The sequence below is a fragment of the Streptosporangium saharense genome (assembly GCF_014203715.1).
Classification (GTDB): domain Bacteria; phylum Actinomycetota; class Actinomycetes; order Streptosporangiales; family Streptosporangiaceae; genus Streptosporangium; species Streptosporangium saharense.
The window spans coordinates 660894-679438 of the sequence record NZ_JACHJP010000003.1 but is presented as its reverse complement, the minus strand read 5'-3'; the positions used below and the strand labels follow the sequence as shown (position 1 = coordinate 679438).

Here is an 18545-nt window from a genome sequence, read left to right as displayed (position 1 = left end):
TCCGCTCGACACGACCTCGCCAGAAATATGCCCCTTGAACTGGTTTGTCCAGAGGTGTGTCCTGATTCGGCCACTCTGAGGGATATGCCTTGTCAATCCAGATGCTTGGTGCGAATACTTGCGATTTGTTCTTATTTATGGGAGAGGCAACGCAATGAAGCGAGTAATTGTTCACAAGCCCGGCATGATTACGCTCAGCGGAGCCGCCAGCCCCAAGCATGTCGGCTGACGTCGAGCCACCGGAACCGGCGCCCAGTGGTGGGCGCCGGCCCCACACGGACACCCTGGTGACATAAAGGAGACCGGTGAGTCTGGGATCGTTCCCCCAGGAGGACCCGCCCCTCGCCCCGCTGCTCCTGCCTCCCGTGGACGCCGACCGGCGGTTGCGCGGGCCGTACACCGCCGCGAGCGCGATCGTCTCGGCGCTCGTGCCCGACGCGCGGCCGGAACTCGTGGCGCGCTACGACACGGAGCTGCGGGCGGTCGCCCCCGACGCGCACCACCTGATCCCGCTCAGGCGCCGGTCGCTGACCGGCTTGCTGCCCAAGGCGGAACGGATCCTGGTCCACGCGCCCCGCCGTACGCTCCGGCTGTCGAACGGGATCGCCGAGTTCCTGCGCGAGCACCTGGCGGAGACCGGGCCGAGGACCCTCGTCGTCGAGAACGTCCACGAGGCGGACCCGACGGACCGGGAGCTGCTCGCGGTGCTGCGCCGCAGGATCGACCCGGGGCTGCTGACCGTGGTGACCGGTGAGCGGGTCGTGCCGGAGAAGTCCCTCAGCCCCGAGGAGCACGACGCGCTCGCCGACGCCCTGGAGCGGGAGGGGACGGTCGGGGCGCGGCTCGGCGCGATCCCCCACCACCGCGAGCACGGCACCCAGCCACACCGGGCGGTCGAGGCACTGTGCTTCGCCGTCGAGTGGTGTCTTGAGGCGGGCTGCCACGACGCGGCCGTCGAGCTGGGCTCCCGCGCGCTGGCCCTGGCCGATCCCCAGGAGATCCAGGAGGAGACCTGGTGGCGCCTCGCGCACAGCACCGCGACCGCGCTGGGCGCGCTCGGCCGCGAGCCCGAGGCGGAGGCCCTGTTCGACCGGGCCAGGCGGGAGAGCGTCTCCCCCGTCACGCACGCGGCCGCCGCCTACTCGACGGCCATGCTCAAGGTCCGCAACCACGATCCCGCGCTGCGCGACCCCGAGTCCGCGCTCGCGTGGGTGAACCAGGCCATCGCCATCTCCGGGCTGCTCCCCGACCCGCGCGAACGGGCGTTCAAGCTGGGCTTCGACCTCAACGGCAGGGCGCTGGTCGAGCTGCGGCTCGGCCGTCCCGAGCGGGCCTTCGACCTCGTCCAGGAGGCGATCGACCTGGCGGAGCGCGACCTGCCGCCGGGTGAGCACCCGATCCACCGGATGGTGCTGCTGGCCAACAGGGCTCAGCTGGCCGTCGCGCTCGGGCGCCCCGAGGAGGCGCTGGAGAACCTGGACACCGTGGTCGGGATCGACCCCGGCTATCCCGACTACTACATCGACCGGGGCAACCTGCTCCACCGGCTGGGCAGGGACCAGGAGGCGGTAGCCGACTACGAGACGGCCATGCGGGTCGGGCCGCCCTTCCCCGAGCCGTACTACAACCGGGCCGAGATCCGCTTCTCCGCCGGAGACCATGAGGGAGCGCTCTCCGACCTGGACCACGCGCTCGACCTCGACCCCGAGTTCGTGGACGGGCTCGCCAACCGGGCGGGGCTGCTGGCCGCGCTCGGCGAGTACGGCAGGGCCAGGGCCGACGCCGAGGCGGGGCTGAGGATCGACCCGCGCAACCCGTACCTGCTGTGCGCGCTAGGCCAGATCGAGATGGCGCAGGGCCGTCCCGAACGGGCCAGGGCCGCCTTCGACCACGCGCTCGACCTCTCCCCGACCCTGATGGCCGCCTGGGCCAGCCGGGGGATGCTGGCCTTCGAGACCGGTGACCCCGAGGGAGCAGTCGCCGACTTCACCCGCGCCCTCGAACCCGGGGCCGACCCGGCGTTGCTGTTCAACAGGGCGATGGCGCTGCGCGCCGCGGGACGGGAGGAGGAGGCCGTGGCCGATCTCACCCGGGCACTGGATCTCGCTCCCGACGACGAGGAGATAAGAGAGGCACTACATCGTCCTTGACAACCTTGTTACCCACGGGGAAATAGCGCATCATTCACCAGCATGAGCGCCCTCCGAAGGTTTACCCCGCAGTGGCTCGCCGGCTCGGTATTGGGAAACCGGGAATTTCGGACGCTGTGGATAAGCCTTATCGCTTCCGTGGCCGGAGACCAGGTATTTCCCGTCGCGGTTGTCGTCTCACTCCTCGACGCCGGAGGAACCGCGACGGAGGTCGGGGCGGTGCTCGCCTCACGCTGGGCCGCCCTGGTCCTGTTCGGGCTCTTCGGCGGCGTGTGGGCCGACCGGCTGCCCAGGAGGCACGTCATGCTCGCCTCGCAGGCGTTCCTGTGCTGCGTGGTCATGGTGGGCCTGGCGGGCGTCACGTCGGCCTGGGTGCTCGGCGGGATGGTCTTCCTGGCCGGGGCGGCGGAGGCCTTCTTCCGCCCGGCCTTCCAGGCGTGCCTGGGCTCGGTGCTCACCCCGGAGCAGCGGCCCGCGGGGGCGGCCCTCAACGCCGTGTCCTGGCGGGTCGGCGCCATCGCGGGTCCCGGTCTCGGGGCCTTCCTGGTGTCGGCGGCGCCGGTCGGGGCGGCCTTCCTCGCGGCCCTGGCGGCCTTCGCGGTCAGCCTGTGCGTCCTGCTGCCCCTGCGGGAGCCCCTGGTTGTCCGTACGGCAAGGGCCTCGGCCTGGCGGGAGATCGCCGAGGGGGTGCGCGAGGTCTGGGGGCGGCGCTGGATCGGGACCGTCATCGTGGTGACCGCGCTGCAGTCGATGCTCACGATCGCCCCGGCGCAGGTGCTGCTCCCGGTGCTGGCCAGGGAGAACTTCGGCGGCGACGCCTTCTACGGGACCAGTCTCGCCCTGCTGTCGGTCGGCGGCCTGACGGGAGGGGTCGTCAGCATGCTCTGGAAGCCCCGCAGACCGGGGCTCGCGGCGATCGCGGGGCTGACGGCGTACGGCCTGGTGCCCCCGGCGCTGTGTCTGTCCGAGGCGCCGTGGACCGTCTACGTTTGCTTCGCCCTGGCCGGGTTCGGGATCGAGGTGTTCTCGGTGCAGTGGGTGGTCTCGCTCCAGCGCGAGGTGCCCGCGGAACGGCTGGCGCGGGTGGTCTCGCTCGACTGGATCGCCGCCTCCGCGCTCACCCCTCTCGGCCTGATTCTCACCGGCCCCGCGGAGTCGCTTCTGGGAAGTGCGTCCGTTCTTCTGCTCGCCGGTTTCGCGGGGGTCGCTCTGCCATTGACGGCCCTCCTGACTTCGGGAACGACATACTTCAGAAGTAAATACCGTCCATATCCCACTAAAGCGAGAAAGAGGGTTGAAGTCGTTTCCGTCGCCTCCCATTATGATCATCAGTAAGGCGGCATAGCTCGCAGGAAAGACCAGCACGACCGATTCGGATGGAGTGCGTGATGGCCGGAAGCGACAAGAGCCCGAGGCCCACCGAGGGTGCGGCCGAGACCAAGACCAGAATCCGCATCCGCAGGCTCGACAAGATCGAGATGGCCGGTAACGTCGCCAGCAACTCCAGCGGCAACTGACACCCAGGGTTCCGGCCGGTCCGGCGTCTCCCGAGTGACGCCGGGCCGGCCCCGAAGGTCCCGACGAGGGAAACCGTGCGGTTGCCAAGAGTGAAGAGAGAACACGCCGCCTACCGGCTGGCGGACGGCAGGATCCGGATCGGTGGTCAGATCTACGGCGTCGCGGAGGAGATCGAGGATCCCGACGGCCTGGTGTGGCAGGCCCTGCGGGCGATGGACGGCACCCGCAGCCCCGCGGAGATCGCCGGGCTGCTGACCGCCCTGCCCCCCGCGGAGGCGGCCGAGCTGGTCGGCGAGCTGATCCGCTCCGGCCACGTCGAGGACGCGGGCGCCAGCGCGCCCGAGGAGCTGTCTCCCCGCGAACGGGAGCGCTACAGCCGCAGCCACGCCTTCTTCCGCTGGGCCGACCTCACCCCGAGGGAGCATGGCTGGGAGGCGCAGCTACGCCTGCGCAGGGCCAGGGTCCTCCTGGTCGGCCTCGGCGGCACCGGGGCGACGGCGGCGCAGGCCCTGGTGGCCTCGGGGGTGGGCACCCTGCACTGCGTCGACCCCGACCTGGTCGAGCTGTCGAACCTCAACCGGCAGGTCCTCTACTCCGAGCCGGACGTGGGCAGGCCGAAGGCGGAGGCCGCGCTGGAACGGCTGCGGGCCCTCAACTCCGACGTGCGGGTCACCGGCGAGCGGGCCAGGACCACCTCCCAGGAGGACCTGGCCCGGCTGATGGACGGCCACGACGTGGTGGCCCTGTGCGCCGACGAGCCCGGCGGCCCCGGCGGGATCAGGGTGTGGACGAACCGGGCCTGCGCCGCGGCGGGGCTGCCGTGGGTCGGCGGCGGCTACAACGGCCCCTTCGTGACGGTCGGCGTCTTCCTGCCGAGACGCGGCCTGTGCTACGAGTGCGTCATCGAGGCGCAGGACCGGCGCAGGAACCGCCAGTCCCCGCTGCACGCCGACTCTCAGGGTCTGCCGGTCGATCTCGGCGGCCCCGGCGTGACGGCTGCCTCCGCCGGGATCTCCGGCCACCTGGTCGCCAACGCGGTCGTCAGGATCATCACCGGCGTCCCCGAGATCCGGGCGAACTTCATCCACGGCGTCAACCTGATCGCCCCCGACCAGCTCGTCTTCGGCGAGTACGGCGAGGCCGGGAGCTGCGCGAGCTGCCTGGCGGCTCAGAGCGCCCCGGACAGGTAGCGCTCGGCCAGCTCGCAGGTGCCCTCGGTGTAGGCGGCGCCGAGTTCCGCGGCGATCTCCACCCCGGTGTGCGTGCCGATCCAGGCGACCAGCAGCAGGCGGCGGAACATGACGAACGTCCAGACCTCCGCCTCGTCCTCCACGGACAGGGGGGCGACCGTGCGGTAACCCCGCAGCCAGGAGTCGACCAGCTCGGGGACCCTGGGGTCGTGCTCGATGAAGCTGAGCGCCGCGGCCAGGTCGTAGAGGTGCCAGCCGAAGCCGCAGTCGTCGAAGTCGATCACGCTGGGCTCCCCGTCCCCGGTCACCAGCAGGTTGGCCAGGCGCAGGTCGGCGTGGATCAGGCCGTAGCGCTCCGGCCCCCTGCCGAAGCGGCGCAGCCGTCCCCGCAGCTCCGCGTCGAGCCGTCCCAGTACGGCACCGGCCTGCTCGTCGACGCCCATCCCCTCCTGCCAGCGGCCCCAGCGCGACTCGGCGCCCAGGGCCGCGTCGTGGTCCCAGTGGAAGCGGGTGAACCAGGCGGGAGGCCGCCAGGCGCGCGTGTGCCGGTGCATCCGCGCGGTGAGCGCGCCCAGCCGCCCGAACCCGGCGACCAGGGCGTCGTCCCTCGAAGGCTCGGCGCCGGGCAGGAACTCGAACAGCACGCAGTGGCGGGGCTGGGCGCCGGGGACGGTCAGCACCCGCTCTCCCCCCGGCGCGGGGATCACCTCGGGGGTCCTGACCCCGGCCTCGCGCCTGAGCGCCTCAAGCCAGGCCAGCTCCGACAGGATGGCCGGGGCCGCGTGGTAGCCGAGCCGGTGCACCCGCAGGACGCGGCGCTCCCCGGTGGCCGGGTCGTCGATCCGGTAGGTGGCGTTCTCCGACACGTTGATCAGCGTGACCTCGGCGTCCCGCAGGCCGTACAGGACGGCCGCCTCGCGGGCGACGTCGTGCACCCGGGCCAGCACCGCCTCGCCCGCCGACAGGTCGTGGACCCGCATGACGTCAGGAACGCAGGTAGGCCAGGACCGCCAGGACGCGGCGGTGCTGGTCGCCGTCCTCGGCGTAGAGGCCGAGCTTGGCGAAGATGCTGCGGATGTGCTTCTCGACCGCGCCGTCGCTGATCACCAACTGGCGGCCGATGGCGGGGTTCGACCTGCCCTCGGCCATCAGGCCCAGGACCTCGCGCTCCCTCGGGGTGAGCTGGGCGAGCGGGTCGTCGCGGCGGCGCCGTACCATCAGCTGCGCCACCACCTGCGGGTCGAAGACGGTGCCTCCCGCCGCGACCCCGCGCAGGCCCGCCATGAAGTCCTCGACGTCGACCACGCGGTCCTTGAGCAGGTAGCCGACCGCGCCCCTGGCGTCGGCGAGCAGGTCGTCGGCATAGGAGACCTCCACGTACTGGGACAGGATCAGCACCGGAGCGCCCGGCACCCGCCTGCGGGCCTCGACCGCCGCCCGCAGACCCTCGTCGGTGAAGCTCGGCGGCATCCTGACGTCCACGACGGAGACGTCGGGCCTGTGCTCGACGACGGCCTCGACCAGCCGGTCACCGTCGCCGACTGCCGCCACCACCTCGCACCCGAACTCCTCAAGCAGCCTGATCAGGCCCTCCCTGATCAGAACCGCGTCGTCGGCCACGACTACCCGCACGGAACCTCCGCCACGATCACCGTCGGCCCGCCCAGCGGCGAGTCGACCGCGAGTGTCCCGTCGACCGCCTTGAGGCGGTCGGCCAGGCCGGACAGGCCATGTCCCTTGGCGGTGTGCGCACCGCCGACCCCATCATCCCCGATCGTCAGCATGAGGACGCCACCGGCCTTGCTCAGCGTCACCGTGCAGACGTTCGCGTGGCTGTGCTTGGCCACGTTGGTCAGGGACTCGGCGACCACGAAGTAGACGGTGTTCTCGACCGCGGCGGCGAAGCGGCCGGTGACCTGGATGTCGAGCTCGACCGGGACCGTGCAGCGGCCCGCGAGCGCGGCCAGGGCGGGGGCCAGGCCCCTGTCGGTCAGGATGGGGGGCGCGATGCCCCGGGAGAGGGCGCGCAGCTCGTCCAGGGTCTCCCTGGTCGAGGTGATGGCCTGGCTGAGCATCGCCTCGACCGCCCTCGGGTCGCGGCTGAGCTGGCGCTGGGCCCGGGACAGGTCCATGGCCAGGGAGACCAGGCGCTGCTGCGGCCCGTCGTGGATGTCGCGTTCGAGGCGGCGCAGCGCGTTCGCCTCGGCGGAGACCGCCGCCGCCCGGCCCTGGGCCAGGTCGTCGATGCGCTCGTGCAGCTCGGCGACGCCGGTCAGCATGGCGCGGCCGAGACCCGACTGGACCAGTGCGGCGCCGCGCAGCACCAGGGGCAGGGTGAGGGCGAACAGCACCCCGATCGCGGTGTTGAGGATCACGTCGGCCAGGACTCCGTCGCCGAACCCAATCAGCTCGGCGAGTCCCTGGTTGCCGGGGATCCTGGCGGTGATCCACCCGTAGAGCGGATAGGACAGCCCCAGGATCGTGCCGGCCCACCAGGTGACCGTGACGACGAAGGCCAGGACGGTCAGCGGGAAGGACAGGATGCCGTAGAGCAGGTCGAGCCACGACTGCCCGCTGGTCAGCGGGTTCACCAGGCGGCGGAACCGCCCCGCGCGCTCGGGCGCGGGCCGGTAACGCGGCCTGGGCACGGGACGGCCGAGCACGTCGGCCAGCATCCGTCGTTCCACGTCCGCCATGCCGCGCGCCATCATCAGCGTCCCCGCCAGGATCGGCAGGCCGATCCAGACGACCACGGTTCCGACGCCCGCGGAGAAACCCGCGACCGCCAGCACGAAGAAGACGATGGAGACGGGGAACCCGGCGAGCAGATACCGGGTGTCGGAGCCGATGCGGCGCAGGACGCTTCTCATGCCGCCAACGGTATGAGCGCCGGGGCAGTCGTTCGACCCTGCGTGCCGGTGTCACGGGGTAGGGCTGGCCCTACCCCCGGCTGGGGGGTGACGCCGAGGTCAAGACTGATGCGGGCGTTACTGCGTGGGCGGGGGGCCGCGCGGGAGGGTCGTGACATCGCCCCTCCCCCGGGTTCCCCCGAGAATCGAGACCCCCGTGACCCTCATCGCCACCCGCTCCACGGCCCGTTCCGCGCCACCTCCCCCCGGGCGTGACCCGTTCCTGGACGTGTTGCGCGTGTTCGGCATGGCCCTGGTGGTGCTCCAGCACTGGAGCATGCCGGTCCTGTCGTTCGCCGACGGCCGCATCACCACGGGCAACGCGCTGGGGACCGGCTGGGCGTGGGCGATCACCTGGATCAGCCAGGTGATGCCGCTGGTGTTCTTCGCGGGCGGCGCGGCCAACGCGATCAGCTGGCGCGGGGCCGTACGGCGTGGCGAGACGATCCCGGTCTGGCTCGCGGCCCGTCTGCGCCGGCTGGCCCTGCCCGTCGTGCCGCTCGCCGCGGTCTGGATCCCGCTGCCGCACCTGCTGCTCGCCCTGGGCATGCCGCAGCAGCCGGTGGTCACGGCCTCGCGCCTCGCCGGGCAACTGCTGTGGTTCCTGGCGATCTATCTGGTCGTGGTGGCGCTGACCCCGCGGATGCTCAGGCTCAACATGGTGTACGGCTGGCGGGTGCCCGTCGCGCTCTCCGCCGGGGCCGTGATGGTGGACGTCGCGCGTTTCACCAGCGGGATCGAGGTCGTCGGGTTCGTCAACATCGGGCTGGTCTGGCTCGCGGTGCACCAGCTCGGCTTCCTGTACGCCGACGGCCGCCTCGGCCGCCCCTGGCTGCTCGCTCTCTCCGGGTACGGCACGGCCGCGGTCCTGGTGGCCTTCGGGCCCTACCCGGGCAGCATGATCGGGATGCCGGGGGCGGCCGTCTCGAACATGGCGCCGCCGACTGTCGCGCTGCTGGCCGTCGGGGTCGGCCAGATCGGGCTCGCCGCCGCGCTGCGCCCGTGGATCACGGAGTTCGCGGGGTGGCCGGGGGTCACCAGGGCGCTGCGCTGGGCCGGTTCCAGGATGATGACCGTCTACCTGTGGCACATGAGCGCGCTGTTCGTGGTGACCGCGGTGGTCGTGGTGGGCCTCGGGGTGGCGACGCCGGAGCCGGGGACGTCGGCGTGGCTGTCGGGGTGGCCGCACTGGCTGGTCATCCTCGTGCTGGCGCTGTGGCCGCTGCTCCGGGGGTTCGCCAGGTTCGAGACGCTCGGCTCGGCCTCGCCGTACCGGGGAGGAACGGTGCGGATCGTGGCGGCGGGGGCGCTGACCGGGGCGGGGCTGCTGGTCTTCACGGTGATGGGCTTTGTGCCCGGGCCCGTGCCGGTGGTGGGGGCGGGCATGCTGGTCGCGGGCCTGCTTCTCGGCCACTCTCCGGCCCTGAAGTCCCCCCAAATCCCGATTTATCAGGGTTAGGTGGGGCGGTTCTGGCGCGGGGTGAACGGTGAGCCGGTCCGACCACCTCCAGTTCTTCGGCAGTATTGAACCGTGAGCCTTGTAGATCGCCTGCCAGAAGAGATCGACGCCGACCCCGACACCATCTTCGACGCCTTCGTCGAGTGGAACGCCGAGCGTGGGCTCACCCTCTATCCCGCCCAGGAGGAGGCGCTGATCGAGGTCGTCTCGGGCAACAACCTGATCCTGTCGACCCCGACCGGCTCGGGAAAGAGCCTGGTCGCGGCAGGGGCGCACTTCACCGCGCTCACCCGGGACATCCGCACCTTCTACACCGCGCCGATCAAGGCCCTGGTGTCGGAGAAGTTCTTCGACCTGTGCGCGATCTTCGGCACCGAGAACGTCGGCATGATGACCGGGGACGCGAGCGTGAACCCCGGCGCCCCGATCATCTGCTGCACCGCGGAGATCCTCGCCAACGTCGCGCTGCGCGACGGCGCCCAGGCCGACATCGGCCAGGTCGTGATGGACGAGTTCCACTTCTACGCCGAACCCGACCGGGGCTGGGCCTGGCAGGTGCCGCTGCTCGAACTGCCGAACGTGCAGTTCATCCTGATGTCGGCGACGCTGGGCGACGTCACCAGGTTCGAGACCGACCTCACCCGCCGCACCGGCAGGCCGACCTCGGTCGTCAAGCACGCCGAGCGCCCGGTGCCGCTGGTCTACTCCTACCGGCTCACGCCCCTCCACGAGACCCTGGAGGAGATGCTCACCACCAACCAGTACCCGGTCTACGTGGTCCACTTCACCCAGGCCGCGGCCATGGAACGGGCCCAGGCCCTGATGAGCATCAACATGTCGACCAAGGCGGAGAAGGAGGCAATCTCCGCCATGATCGGAAATTTCCGGTTCACCACCCGCTTCGGCCGCGCCCTGTCCCGTCTCGTACGGCACGGCATCGGCGTCCACCACGCCGGGATGCTGCCCAAGTACCGCAGGCTGGTCGAACGGCTCGCCCAGGCGGGCCTGCTGAAGGTCATCTGCGGCACCGACACCCTCGGTGTCGGCGTCAACGTGCCGATCAGGACCGTGCTGTTCACCGCGCTGAGCAAGTACGACGGCAGCAAGGTGCGGCGGCTGCGCGCCCGCGAGTTCCACCAGATCGCCGGACGCGCCGGTCGGGCGGGCTTCGACACCATCGGCTACGTCGCCTGCCAGGCCCCCGAGCACGTCATCGAGAACGAACGTGCGCTGTCCAAGATCGGCGACGACCCCAAGCGGCGGCGCGGCTACGCCCGCAAGAAGCCGCCGGAGGGCTTCGTCAGCTGGAGCGAGGACACCTTCGAGAAGCTTCAGACCGCCGAACCCGAACCGCTGACCTCCCGGTTCAAGGTCAGCAACGCGATGCTCCTGGCCGTGATCAACCGGCCGGGCGACTGCTACGCCGCGATGAAGCACCTGCTCACCGACAACCACGAGGACCGCAGGTGGCAGCGGCGGCACATCAGCCAGGCCATCGCGATCTACCGCTCGCTGCTGGCCGGTGGCGTGGTCGAGCAGCTCTCCGAGCCCGACGACCAGGGCAGGATGGCCCGGCTGACCGTCGACCTCCAGGAGGACTTCGCGCTCAACCAGGCGCTGTCCACCTTCGCCCTGGCCAGCCTCGAACTGCTGGACATGGAGTCGCCCTCCTACGCCCTGGACATGGTCTCGATCATCGAGTCCATCCTCGACGACCCCAGGCAGATCCTGTCCGCCCAGCTCAACAAGGCCAGGGGCGAGGCCGTCGCGCAGATGAAGGCCGACGGCGTCGAGTACGAGGAGCGGATGGAGCTCCTCAACGACGTCACCTACCCGATGCCGCTCGCCGACCTGCTGCTCGGCGCCTACGAGACCTACCGGCGCGGCCACCCCTGGGTCGGCGACTACACCGTCAGCCCCAAGTCGGTCGTCAGGGACCTGTACGAACGGGCGATGACCTTCGCCGACTACATCCAGTTCTACGAGCTGACCAGGTCCGAGGGCACCGTACTGCGCTACCTCGCCGACGCCTACCGCACGCTGTCACGGACCATCCCCGAGCACCTCAAGACCGAGGACCTCATCGACCTTATCGAGTGGCTCGGCGAACTGGTCCGCCAGGTCGACTCCAGCCTCCTCGACGAGTGGGAGCAGCTGCAGAACCCCTCCGGGGAGATCGAGGCGCCCTCCCTTGAGGAGAAGACCAAGCCGGTCACCGCCAACAGCCGCGCCTTCAGGGTGCTGGTGCGCAACGCGATGTTCCGGCTGGTCGAGCTCGCCGCCGTGGAGAAGGAGGACGAGCTGGCCGAACTGGCCCCCGACGTCGACTGGGGAGCCGCGCTCGACGCCTACTACGACGACCACGAGGAGATCGGCACCGGCCCCGACGCCCGTGGCCCCGGCCTGCTCCGCATCGAGGAGGAGAAGGAGTTCTGGCGGGTCCGCCAGGTCATCGCCGACCCGGCGAACGACGGCGACTGGGGCATCGACGCCCAGGTGGACCTGGCCGCCTCCGACGAGGAGGGACGTGCGGTGCTGCATGTGATGGGCTTGAATCGCCTGTAGTTTTTGCGGCGCCTTCGGCGCCGCGGGCTTGGCTGTGCTTGCTTTGCGCCGCCTTCGGCGGCGCGGGACTCTGCTTATTTGCGGCGCCTGGCGGCGCCGCGGGCTTGTGCGCCTGCGGGTCGGTGCTTTCCCTCGTCGCTCATCCGCTGGCGCTCCTTCGCTCCTCAGTCCAAGCACCGACGGCGCCCAAGCCGACACTCCTCACGCACGGCACCGGTACCCCAAACCCTTCACTCCTGGGGCCGGGGCACACGGGTTAAGGCTCTCTTGCTCAGTCGTCTACGAGGTCTGGGGGGAGGGGGGTTAGGCCGAGGAGGCGTTCGTGGTCGGCTGTCAGGGAGCGGGGGGCGGTCAGGCACCAGGCTTCGGTGACCACCTCGGTCAGCTCCTCGGGGTCGGCCAGCTCCAGGCGGACCTCGACCCAGCCGAACTGGCCGTTGGTCCACGAGCGCCCGTAGACCTCGGGGCTCTCGCCGACCATCGCCGCCTGCTCGGCCAGGGTCGCCTTGAGCTGCGCGCTCTGCTTGGCCTCCGACAGGTAGCCGAACCCCTTGCCCCTCACCCTGAGCCCGACCCACTCCTCGCTGTGCTGGACCAGCTCGACCCCGGGCAGCGAGGACGCGATCCGCAGGAACTCATCGGGACTCACTCCGCGACTGTGCATGGGTGCAGGAATACCAGAGGGGACCGACAAGAATGAGGGCATGAGCGACGAGGCGATCAGGCAGGTGCTCGGCCTGCTCTACCAGGAGGACACGCTGCGGGTGCTCGCCACCCTGGTCCTGGGCGGTGCCCCCGAGGAGGCCGGGCCCGACAGGCAGGCCGTACGGCGGGCGCTGGACAGGCTGGAGCGCGGCGGGCTGGCCGTACGGGATGAGGAGGGGCGCTGGGAGGTGCGGCGGGAGCGGTTCCGCGAGCTGCTGCACGCGACGGCCAAGCCCGCAGAGCCCGCGGTCTCGGCCGAGGAGAAGGTGCTCCGGTCCTTCCTCGTCGAGGGGCGGCTCAGGGCGATTCCCAGCAAACGGGACAAGCAGCTGGTCGTGCTGAACTACATCGCCCAGGTCTTCGAGCCCGGGGTCCGCTATCCGGAGAAGGAGGTGGACGTCGCGCTGCGTGCCTTCCACGACGACTTCGCGGCGCTGCGCCGCTATCTGGTGGACGAGGGGCTGCTGAGCCGGGAGAACAACGTCTACTGGCGCAGCGGCGGCCCGGTCGACATGGTCCGCTGACCGGCCCGCGCCGCGACCCGCAACCGATCGGCGAGCCGCCCGAGATAGGTGACCAGCTCGGGCGGCTCGTGAACGGTGAAGTCCACGTCGAGCAGGCCCAGGGTCATCGCGAGCCACTCCAGCGAGTCGGCGCCGGTGCGCAGCACGCACCGGTCCTGGCCCGCGCCCTCCAGCTCCCCGTGCGCCATGGCCTGCACCCGGTCCGCGACGACGGCCAGCGGCGCGTGCAGGGTGACCACCGCCCGGTGGCGGCTGAGGGGCTCGATGATGGAGCGCTCGGCGTAGCCCTCCGGCGGCTCACGCGGCGCGAACCGCACCCCGGTGGCCAGCGGCGCGTCGAGGCGGTCGACCCGGAAGGTCCGCCAGTCGCCCCGGCCCGTGTCCCAGGCGACGAGATACCAGCGCCGCCCGGTGGACACCAGCCGGTACGGCTCGACCACCCGCCTGCCCGCCGTACCGTCACGGCGGCGGTAGCCGAACCTGACCCGCTCCCTGTCGTGGCACGCCTGGGCCAGCACGGCCAGCGTGTGCGGCTCGACGGTGGGCCACGGACGGCCGAGCACCCCGTCCAGCCGCACGGTCTGGGTCTGCAGGGCGTTGACCCTGCGGCGCAGCCGGGAGGGCAGGACCTGTTCGAGTTTGGCCAGGGCTCGGGCCGAGGTCTCCTCGATCCCGGCGACCGTGCCGTCCGCGGCGGTGCGCAGGCCGACCGCGATGGCCACGGCCTCCTCGTCGTCGAGCAGCAGCGGGGGCATGGCGCTGCCCGCCTCAAGGCGGTATCCCCCGGCTGGCCCGCTCGTCGCGTCGACCGGGTAGCCCAGCTCGCGCAGCCGGTCGATGTCGCGGCGGAGCGTGCGGGCGCTGACGTCCAGCCGTTCGGCCAGCTCGGGGCCCGGCCACTCCCGGCGCGCCTGGAGCAGCGACAGCAGCCTGAGCGTCCTTCCCGTGGTGTCGGCCATGGATTCCACGATGCCACCGATCGCGGCCGGAATCTGTCCTGAACCCTGGCTAGCGTCCGGCCCATGAGCGATATCGAGATAACGAACGCCCGGGAGAACAACCTCAGGAACGTCTCACTGAAGATTCCGAAGCGGCAGATCACGGTCTTCACGGGTGTCTCGGGGTCGGGCAAGTCGTCCATCGTGTTCGACACGATCGCCACCGAGTCGCAGCGCCTGCTCAACGAGACCTTCTCCAGCTTCGCCCGCAACCGCATGCCCAAGTACGGCAGGCCGGACGCCGACGCCGTCGAGAACCTCTCCGCCGCGGTCGTCATCGGGCAGCGGCGCATCGGCGGCAACTCCCGCTCGACGGTCGGCACGATCACCGACGTCCACCCGCTGCTGCGGCTGCTCTACTCCCGAGAGGGCAGGCCGTACGCGGGCTACTCCAACGCCTTCTCCTTCAACGACCCCGCGGGGATGTGTCCCGGCTGCCAGGGGCTCGGCAGGAGGATGACCCTTGACCTCGACCGGGCCGTCGACAGGACGAAGTCGCTGAACGAGGGCGCGCTCCTGCTGCCCGGCGCCGGGGTCGGCACGTGGCTGTGGAAGATGTACACCACCTCGGGGCTGTTCGACAACGACAGGAAACTCGCCGACTACACCGAGCGGGAGTGGGAGACGCTGCTGCACGGCCAGGGACCGGGAGTCTCGCTGAAGACGCGGGGCGGTGCCGTACAGCAGAGGTATGAGGGGCTCGTCACCAGGTTCGACCGCCTCTACGTCAACCGGGACGGCGAGTCGGAGTCGGGCAGGGAGGCCGCCCAGCTCGCGTTCGTCTCCTCGGCCGTCTGCCCGGTGTGCCGGGGGGCGAGGCTCAACCGGGCCGCGCTGGACAGCAGGATCGAAGGGCGCAACATCGCCGAGCTGTGCGCGATGGAGATCGGGGACCTGGTCGAGGTCGTCGCCACGATCACCGGCCCCGTCGCCGAGACGCTGACCGCGGCGATCATGGAACGGCTGCGCCACCTGGTCTCCATCGGCCTCGGCTATCTCAGCCTGGACCGGGAGACCTCCACCCTGTCGGGGGGCGAGTCGCAGCGGATCAAGATCGTGCGGCACCTGGGCGGCGGCCTCACCGACATGACCTACATCTTCGACGAGCCGACCATCGGCCTGCACCCCCGTGACGTGGTCCGTATGAACGGCCTGCTGCGCAAGCTCCGCGACAAGGGCAACACGGTCATCGTGGTCGAGCACGACCGGGACGTCATCGAGATCGCCGACCACGTGGTCGACGTCGGGCCGTACGCGGGGACCCGCGGGGGAGAGATCGTCTACGAGGGCGGGGTCGCGGGCCTGCGCGAGTCCGGCACCCTCACCGGGCGGCACATGCGCGACGTCCGACCGCCCAAGGAGACCTTCCGCGAGCCGACCGGCGCCCTGACCGTCACCGGGGCGAACGCGCGCAACCTCAAGGACGTCACGGTCTCCTTCCCCACCGGCGTGCTCGCCGTCGTCACCGGGGTCGCGGGGTCGGGCAAGAGCACGCTCGTCAACGAGGTGTTCCTGAGAGCCCACCCCGGCGCCGTCGTCGTCGACCAGTCGGCGGTCGGCACCTCGGTCCGCTCGACCCCGGCCACCTACACCGGGCTGATGGACGAGGTGCGCGGCCTCTTCGCCAGAGCGGCCGGGGTGAGCCCGTCGCTGTTCAGCTTCAACTCCGAGGGGGCCTGCCCGAACTGCCAGGGGCTGGGCGTCGTCCACGTCGACCTGGCGTTCATGGAGGGCGTCACCTCAAGGTGCGGCGTCTGCCGGGGCAGGCGTTTCAAGGAGGAGGTGCTGCGGCACACCCTGCGCGGCAGGTCCGTCCTGGACGTGCTGGAGATGACGGCGGCGCAGGCGGCGGACTTCTTCACCGAGCCCAAGCCCCGGCGTGTGCTGCGCGCGCTCAACGAGGTCGGCCTCGGCTATCTCAGGCTCGGTCAGCCGCTGAGCAGCCTGTCGGGCGGGGAGTGCCAGCGGATCAAGCTCGCGAGCGAGCTGCGCAAGACCGGCAGCGTCTACGTGATGGACGAGCCGACCACCGGCCTGCACATGGCGGACGTCGAGCACCTGCTCACCGTCATGGACGGCCTGGTTGACGCGGGCAACTCGGTCATCGTGATCGAGCACAACCTCGACGTCGTCAAGAACGCCGACTGGGTGATCGACCTCGGCCCCGAAGGCGGCGACCGGGGCGGCACCGTGGTGTTCGAGGGCACCCCGGGGGACCTCCTGAAGGCGACCGGCTCCCTCACCGCGGAGCACCTGCGCCGCTCAGCCGCCTGAGACCTCCAGCTCGGCGTCGGGGACGACGATCTCGTAGGGGTCGTCGAGCCATCCCGCGGGCAGGTGGACGCGCTCACGCGGGTGGGTCTTGCCGCGCGGGGTGTCTTCCCCCTCGGGCCAGGGCTGGTCGGCGTCCAGTTCGGCCAGGCCCTGCCTGAGGCCCGCCAGGGTCTCCGAGGTCGCCAGACGGCGGCGCAGGTCGGAGCCGACCACGAACCCCTTGAGGTACCAGCCGACGTGCTTGCGGAAGTCGGCGACGGCGTGCTGCTCGCTGCCGAAGCACTCGGTGAGCAGGGTCGCGTGCCGGTCCATCGTCGCGGCGACCCGCCCCAGCGTCGGCCTGGCCACCTCGGCGCTCCCCTCGCACGCCGCCGCCAGGTCGGCGAACAGCCAGGGACGGCCCAGGCAGCCCCTGCCGACGACGACGCCGTCGCAGCCCGTCTTCGCCATCATCCGCATCGCGTCCGCCGCGTTCCAGATGTCGCCGTTGCCGAGCACCGGGATCTCGGTCACCGCCTCCTTCAGGCGCGCGATCGCGTCCCAGTCGGCAGTCCCGCCGTAGTGCTGCACCGCCGTACGGCCGTGCAGGGCGACCGCGGCGATCCCCTCCTCGACGGCGATGCGCCCGGCGTCCAGGTAGGTGAGGTGGTCGTCGTCGATGCCCTTGCGCATCTTCATCGTCACCGGCAGCGTCCCCGCGTTGCGCACGGCCTCGCGCAGGATCGCCCGCAACAGATTCCGCTTGTACGGCAGCGCCGACCCCCCGCCCCGCCGGGTCACCTTGGGCACGGGGCAGCCGAAGTTGAGGTCGACGTGGTCGGCCAGGCCCTCCTCGGCGACCATGCGGACGGCCCGGCCCACGGTCACCGGATCGACGCCGTAGAGCTGGAGGCTGCGCGGACTCTCCCCCGGGTCGAAGCGGATCATCTTGAGCGTCTTGGCGTTGCGCTCGACCAGCGCCCTGGTGGTGATCATCTCGCAGACGAACAGCCCCCCGCCCTGCTCCCGGCACAGTGTGCGGAACGGCGCGTTGGTGATGCCCGCCATGGGGGCCAGGACCACGGGAGGCCAGATCTCGAGCGACCCCAGTTTCAACGACTCCACCTGGTGTTTTTACCGCACCGGGCCCGATGGGACGAATCACGCCCGGATAGGGTGGACCCACGCGTGACAGTCGCGTGACAGTGGAGGACGTGGATGCTCCTGCGGCTGCGGATCACCCTGCCCGACCAACCGGGATCACTGGGAAGGGTCACCGGTGCCCTCGGCGTCGCCGGGGCCGACATCACCCAGATCGTCGTGCTTGAGCGCGGCGGCGGGCAGGCGGTTGACGACGTCACCGTCTTCTGGCCGGACGCCTCGCCCAGGGAGCTGCTGACGGAGAGCCTGCGCGAGGTGCCCGGGGTCACCGTCGAGGGCGTCTGGGGCACCCGTGAGGCGCCGGGGACCTACCCCGAGCTGGAGATCCTGAAATACGTCACCACGGCGGGCGACCGTGCCCTGGCCACGCTGATCGACTCCATGCCGGTGCTGTTCAGCGCCGACTGGGCGGCCGTGGGGACCGAGGAGGAACCCCACGCCCTCGTCCACGCCAGCTGGCGGGCGCCCTCGCCGGTTCCGTTCCCCGCCGAGATCCCGGCCCGGCCCACGGCCGCCACGCTCGGCACCGGCCTGCACGTGATCACGGCCCCGCTGCCGCCGCTGGCCCTGGCCCTGCTGCTGGCCCGTGCCGAGGGACCCGCCTTCCACCGCATCGAGGTGCACCGGCTCACCAGGATCCTGGAGATCTTCCTCACCCTGCCCGCCGTGGAGCGCGGGATGGCCCGCCGTCTCCGCGGCCCCGGGTGACCACGGTTACGCAACCACCCGGAAAACCCGCTAGAGTTCTCTCGTTGCCGCAGGGAAAACACCCGGCGAAAACACGCGGAAGTGGCTCAGTGGTAGAGCATCACCTTGCCAAGGTGAGGGTCGCGGGTTCGAATCCCGTCTTCCGCTCGAAGGGTCTTCGGGCTCTCACTCCGGTGGAGTGGCCGAGAGGCGAGGCAACGGCCTGCAAAGCCGTGTACACGGGTTCAAATCCCGTCTCCACCTCTCAGCTCCATGAGGACGATTAGCTCAGCGGGAGAGCGCTTCCCTGACACGGAAGAGGTCACAGGTTCAATCCCTGTATCGTCCACCATCACCTGTCGCGGGTCGGAACACGTTTCCGGCCCGCGATTTCGCGTTTCCCCCGGAAAAACCTGTTGGCCTTCG

General features: G+C 70.8%; 15 protein-coding genes and 3 tRNA genes. 12 read left to right on the top strand and 6 right to left on the bottom strand.

Annotated features, from left to right (window positions below; translation table 11 throughout):
* The first annotated feature begins 305 nt into the window (after positions 1-305).
* The 4 genes from FHS44_RS19095 (at position 306) to FHS44_RS19085 (ending at position 4858) form a co-directional block, all read left to right on the top strand.
* Positions 306-2150: a tetratricopeptide repeat protein gene (locus FHS44_RS19095; RefSeq protein WP_184716411.1), complete on the top strand. Its 1845-nt coding sequence runs from the start codon at positions 306-308 to the stop codon at positions 2148-2150.
* Positions 2151-2192: 42 nt separating this feature from the next.
* Entirely contained in the window at positions 2193-3485 is a 1293-nt protein-coding gene (locus FHS44_RS19090; RefSeq protein ID WP_184716409.1) for an MFS transporter, read from the top strand.
* Between the two features lie 53 nt (positions 3486-3538).
* A complete protein-coding gene (locus tag FHS44_RS41810; protein ID WP_281401495.1) occupies positions 3539-3667 on the top strand; it encodes a hypothetical protein in 129 nt (42 codons plus the stop codon).
* A 90-nt stretch (positions 3668-3757) separates the two neighbouring features.
* Positions 3758-4858 (top strand): HesA/MoeB/ThiF family protein, encoded by a 1101-nt coding sequence (locus FHS44_RS19085; protein ID WP_221460947.1) that lies wholly within the window; start codon positions 3758-3760, stop codon positions 4856-4858.
* On the opposite strand, the gene FHS44_RS19080 is transcribed toward FHS44_RS19085, so the two are convergent.
* Genes FHS44_RS19080 through FHS44_RS19070 form a run of 3 tightly spaced genes read right to left on the bottom strand, consistent with a single transcriptional unit; the run spans position 4837 to position 7728 of the window.
* Complete coding sequence (locus tag FHS44_RS19080) at positions 4837-5838, bottom strand: phosphotransferase enzyme family protein (RefSeq protein WP_184716405.1); 1002 nt, start codon at positions 5836-5838, stop codon at positions 4837-4839. The two genes, FHS44_RS19085 and FHS44_RS19080, sit on opposite strands and share 22 nt — an antisense overlap.
* 4 nt (positions 5839-5842) lie before the next feature.
* Positions 5843-6490 carry a response regulator gene (locus FHS44_RS19075; RefSeq protein ID WP_184716403.1) on the bottom strand — a complete coding sequence of 216 codons (648 nt, stop codon included), beginning with the start codon at positions 6488-6490 and terminating at the stop codon, positions 5843-5845.
* A complete protein-coding gene (locus FHS44_RS19070; RefSeq protein ID WP_184716401.1) occupies positions 6481-7728 on the bottom strand; it encodes a sensor histidine kinase in 1248 nt (415 codons plus the stop codon). Before FHS44_RS19070 ends, FHS44_RS19075 begins: the two co-directional genes overlap by 10 nt.
* Before the next feature lie 196 nt (positions 7729-7924).
* Between FHS44_RS19070 and FHS44_RS19065 the strand changes: the two genes are divergently transcribed.
* Both FHS44_RS19065 and FHS44_RS19060 read left to right on the top strand, forming a co-directional pair.
* Entirely contained in the window at positions 7925-9226 is a 1302-nt protein-coding gene (locus FHS44_RS19065) for an acyltransferase family protein (RefSeq protein WP_184716683.1), read from the top strand.
* Positions 9227-9298: 72 nt separating this feature from the next.
* Positions 9299-11791, top strand: coding sequence for a DEAD/DEAH box helicase (locus FHS44_RS19060; protein ID WP_184716399.1), 2493 nt, complete (start codon positions 9299-9301; stop codon positions 11789-11791).
* A 271-nt stretch (positions 11792-12062) separates the two neighbouring features.
* On the opposite strand, the gene FHS44_RS19055 is transcribed toward FHS44_RS19060, so the two are convergent.
* Positions 12063-12440 carry an MmcQ/YjbR family DNA-binding protein gene (locus tag FHS44_RS19055; protein ID WP_312863722.1) on the bottom strand — a complete coding sequence of 126 codons (378 nt, stop codon included), beginning with the start codon at positions 12438-12440 and terminating at the stop codon, positions 12063-12065.
* 55 nt (positions 12441-12495) lie between these two features.
* Between FHS44_RS19055 and FHS44_RS19050 the strand changes: the two genes are divergently transcribed.
* Positions 12496-13020: a DUF2087 domain-containing protein gene (locus FHS44_RS19050; protein WP_184716395.1), complete on the top strand. Its 525-nt coding sequence runs from the start codon at positions 12496-12498 to the stop codon at positions 13018-13020.
* Here the strand turns inward: FHS44_RS19050 and FHS44_RS19045 are convergent.
* On the bottom strand, positions 12981-13979 hold the full coding sequence (locus tag FHS44_RS19045; protein ID WP_184716393.1) for a helix-turn-helix transcriptional regulator: 999 nt from the start codon (positions 13977-13979) through the stop codon (positions 12981-12983). The genes FHS44_RS19050 and FHS44_RS19045 overlap by 40 nt on opposite strands.
* A gap of 63 nt (positions 13980-14042) precedes the next feature.
* Between FHS44_RS19045 and FHS44_RS19040 the strand changes: the two genes are divergently transcribed.
* Entirely contained in the window at positions 14043-16292 is a 2250-nt protein-coding gene (locus FHS44_RS19040) for an ATP-binding cassette domain-containing protein (protein ID WP_184716391.1), read from the top strand.
* On the opposite strand, the gene dusB is transcribed toward FHS44_RS19040, so the two are convergent.
* Positions 16281-17396, bottom strand: coding sequence for a tRNA dihydrouridine synthase DusB (gene dusB, locus FHS44_RS19035; protein ID WP_184716389.1), 1116 nt, complete (start codon positions 17394-17396; stop codon positions 16281-16283). The two genes, FHS44_RS19040 and dusB, sit on opposite strands and share 12 nt — an antisense overlap.
* Positions 17397-17489: 93 nt before the next feature.
* Here dusB and FHS44_RS19030 point away from each other — a divergent pair, with 93 nt between their 5' ends.
* The 4 genes from FHS44_RS19030 (at position 17490) to FHS44_RS19015 (ending at position 18471) form a co-directional block, all read left to right on the top strand.
* Positions 17490-18140: an ACT domain-containing protein gene (locus FHS44_RS19030; RefSeq protein ID WP_184716387.1), complete on the top strand. Its 651-nt coding sequence runs from the start codon at positions 17490-17492 to the stop codon at positions 18138-18140.
* A gap of 75 nt (positions 18141-18215) precedes the next feature.
* A tRNA-Gly gene (locus FHS44_RS19025) sits at positions 18216-18287 on the top strand.
* A 25-nt stretch (positions 18288-18312) separates the two neighbouring features.
* Positions 18313-18383: transfer RNA gene (locus FHS44_RS19020), tRNA-Cys, on the top strand.
* 13 nt (positions 18384-18396) lie between these two features.
* Positions 18397-18471, top strand: a tRNA-Val gene (locus tag FHS44_RS19015).
* Positions 18472-18545 lie beyond the last annotated feature (74 nt).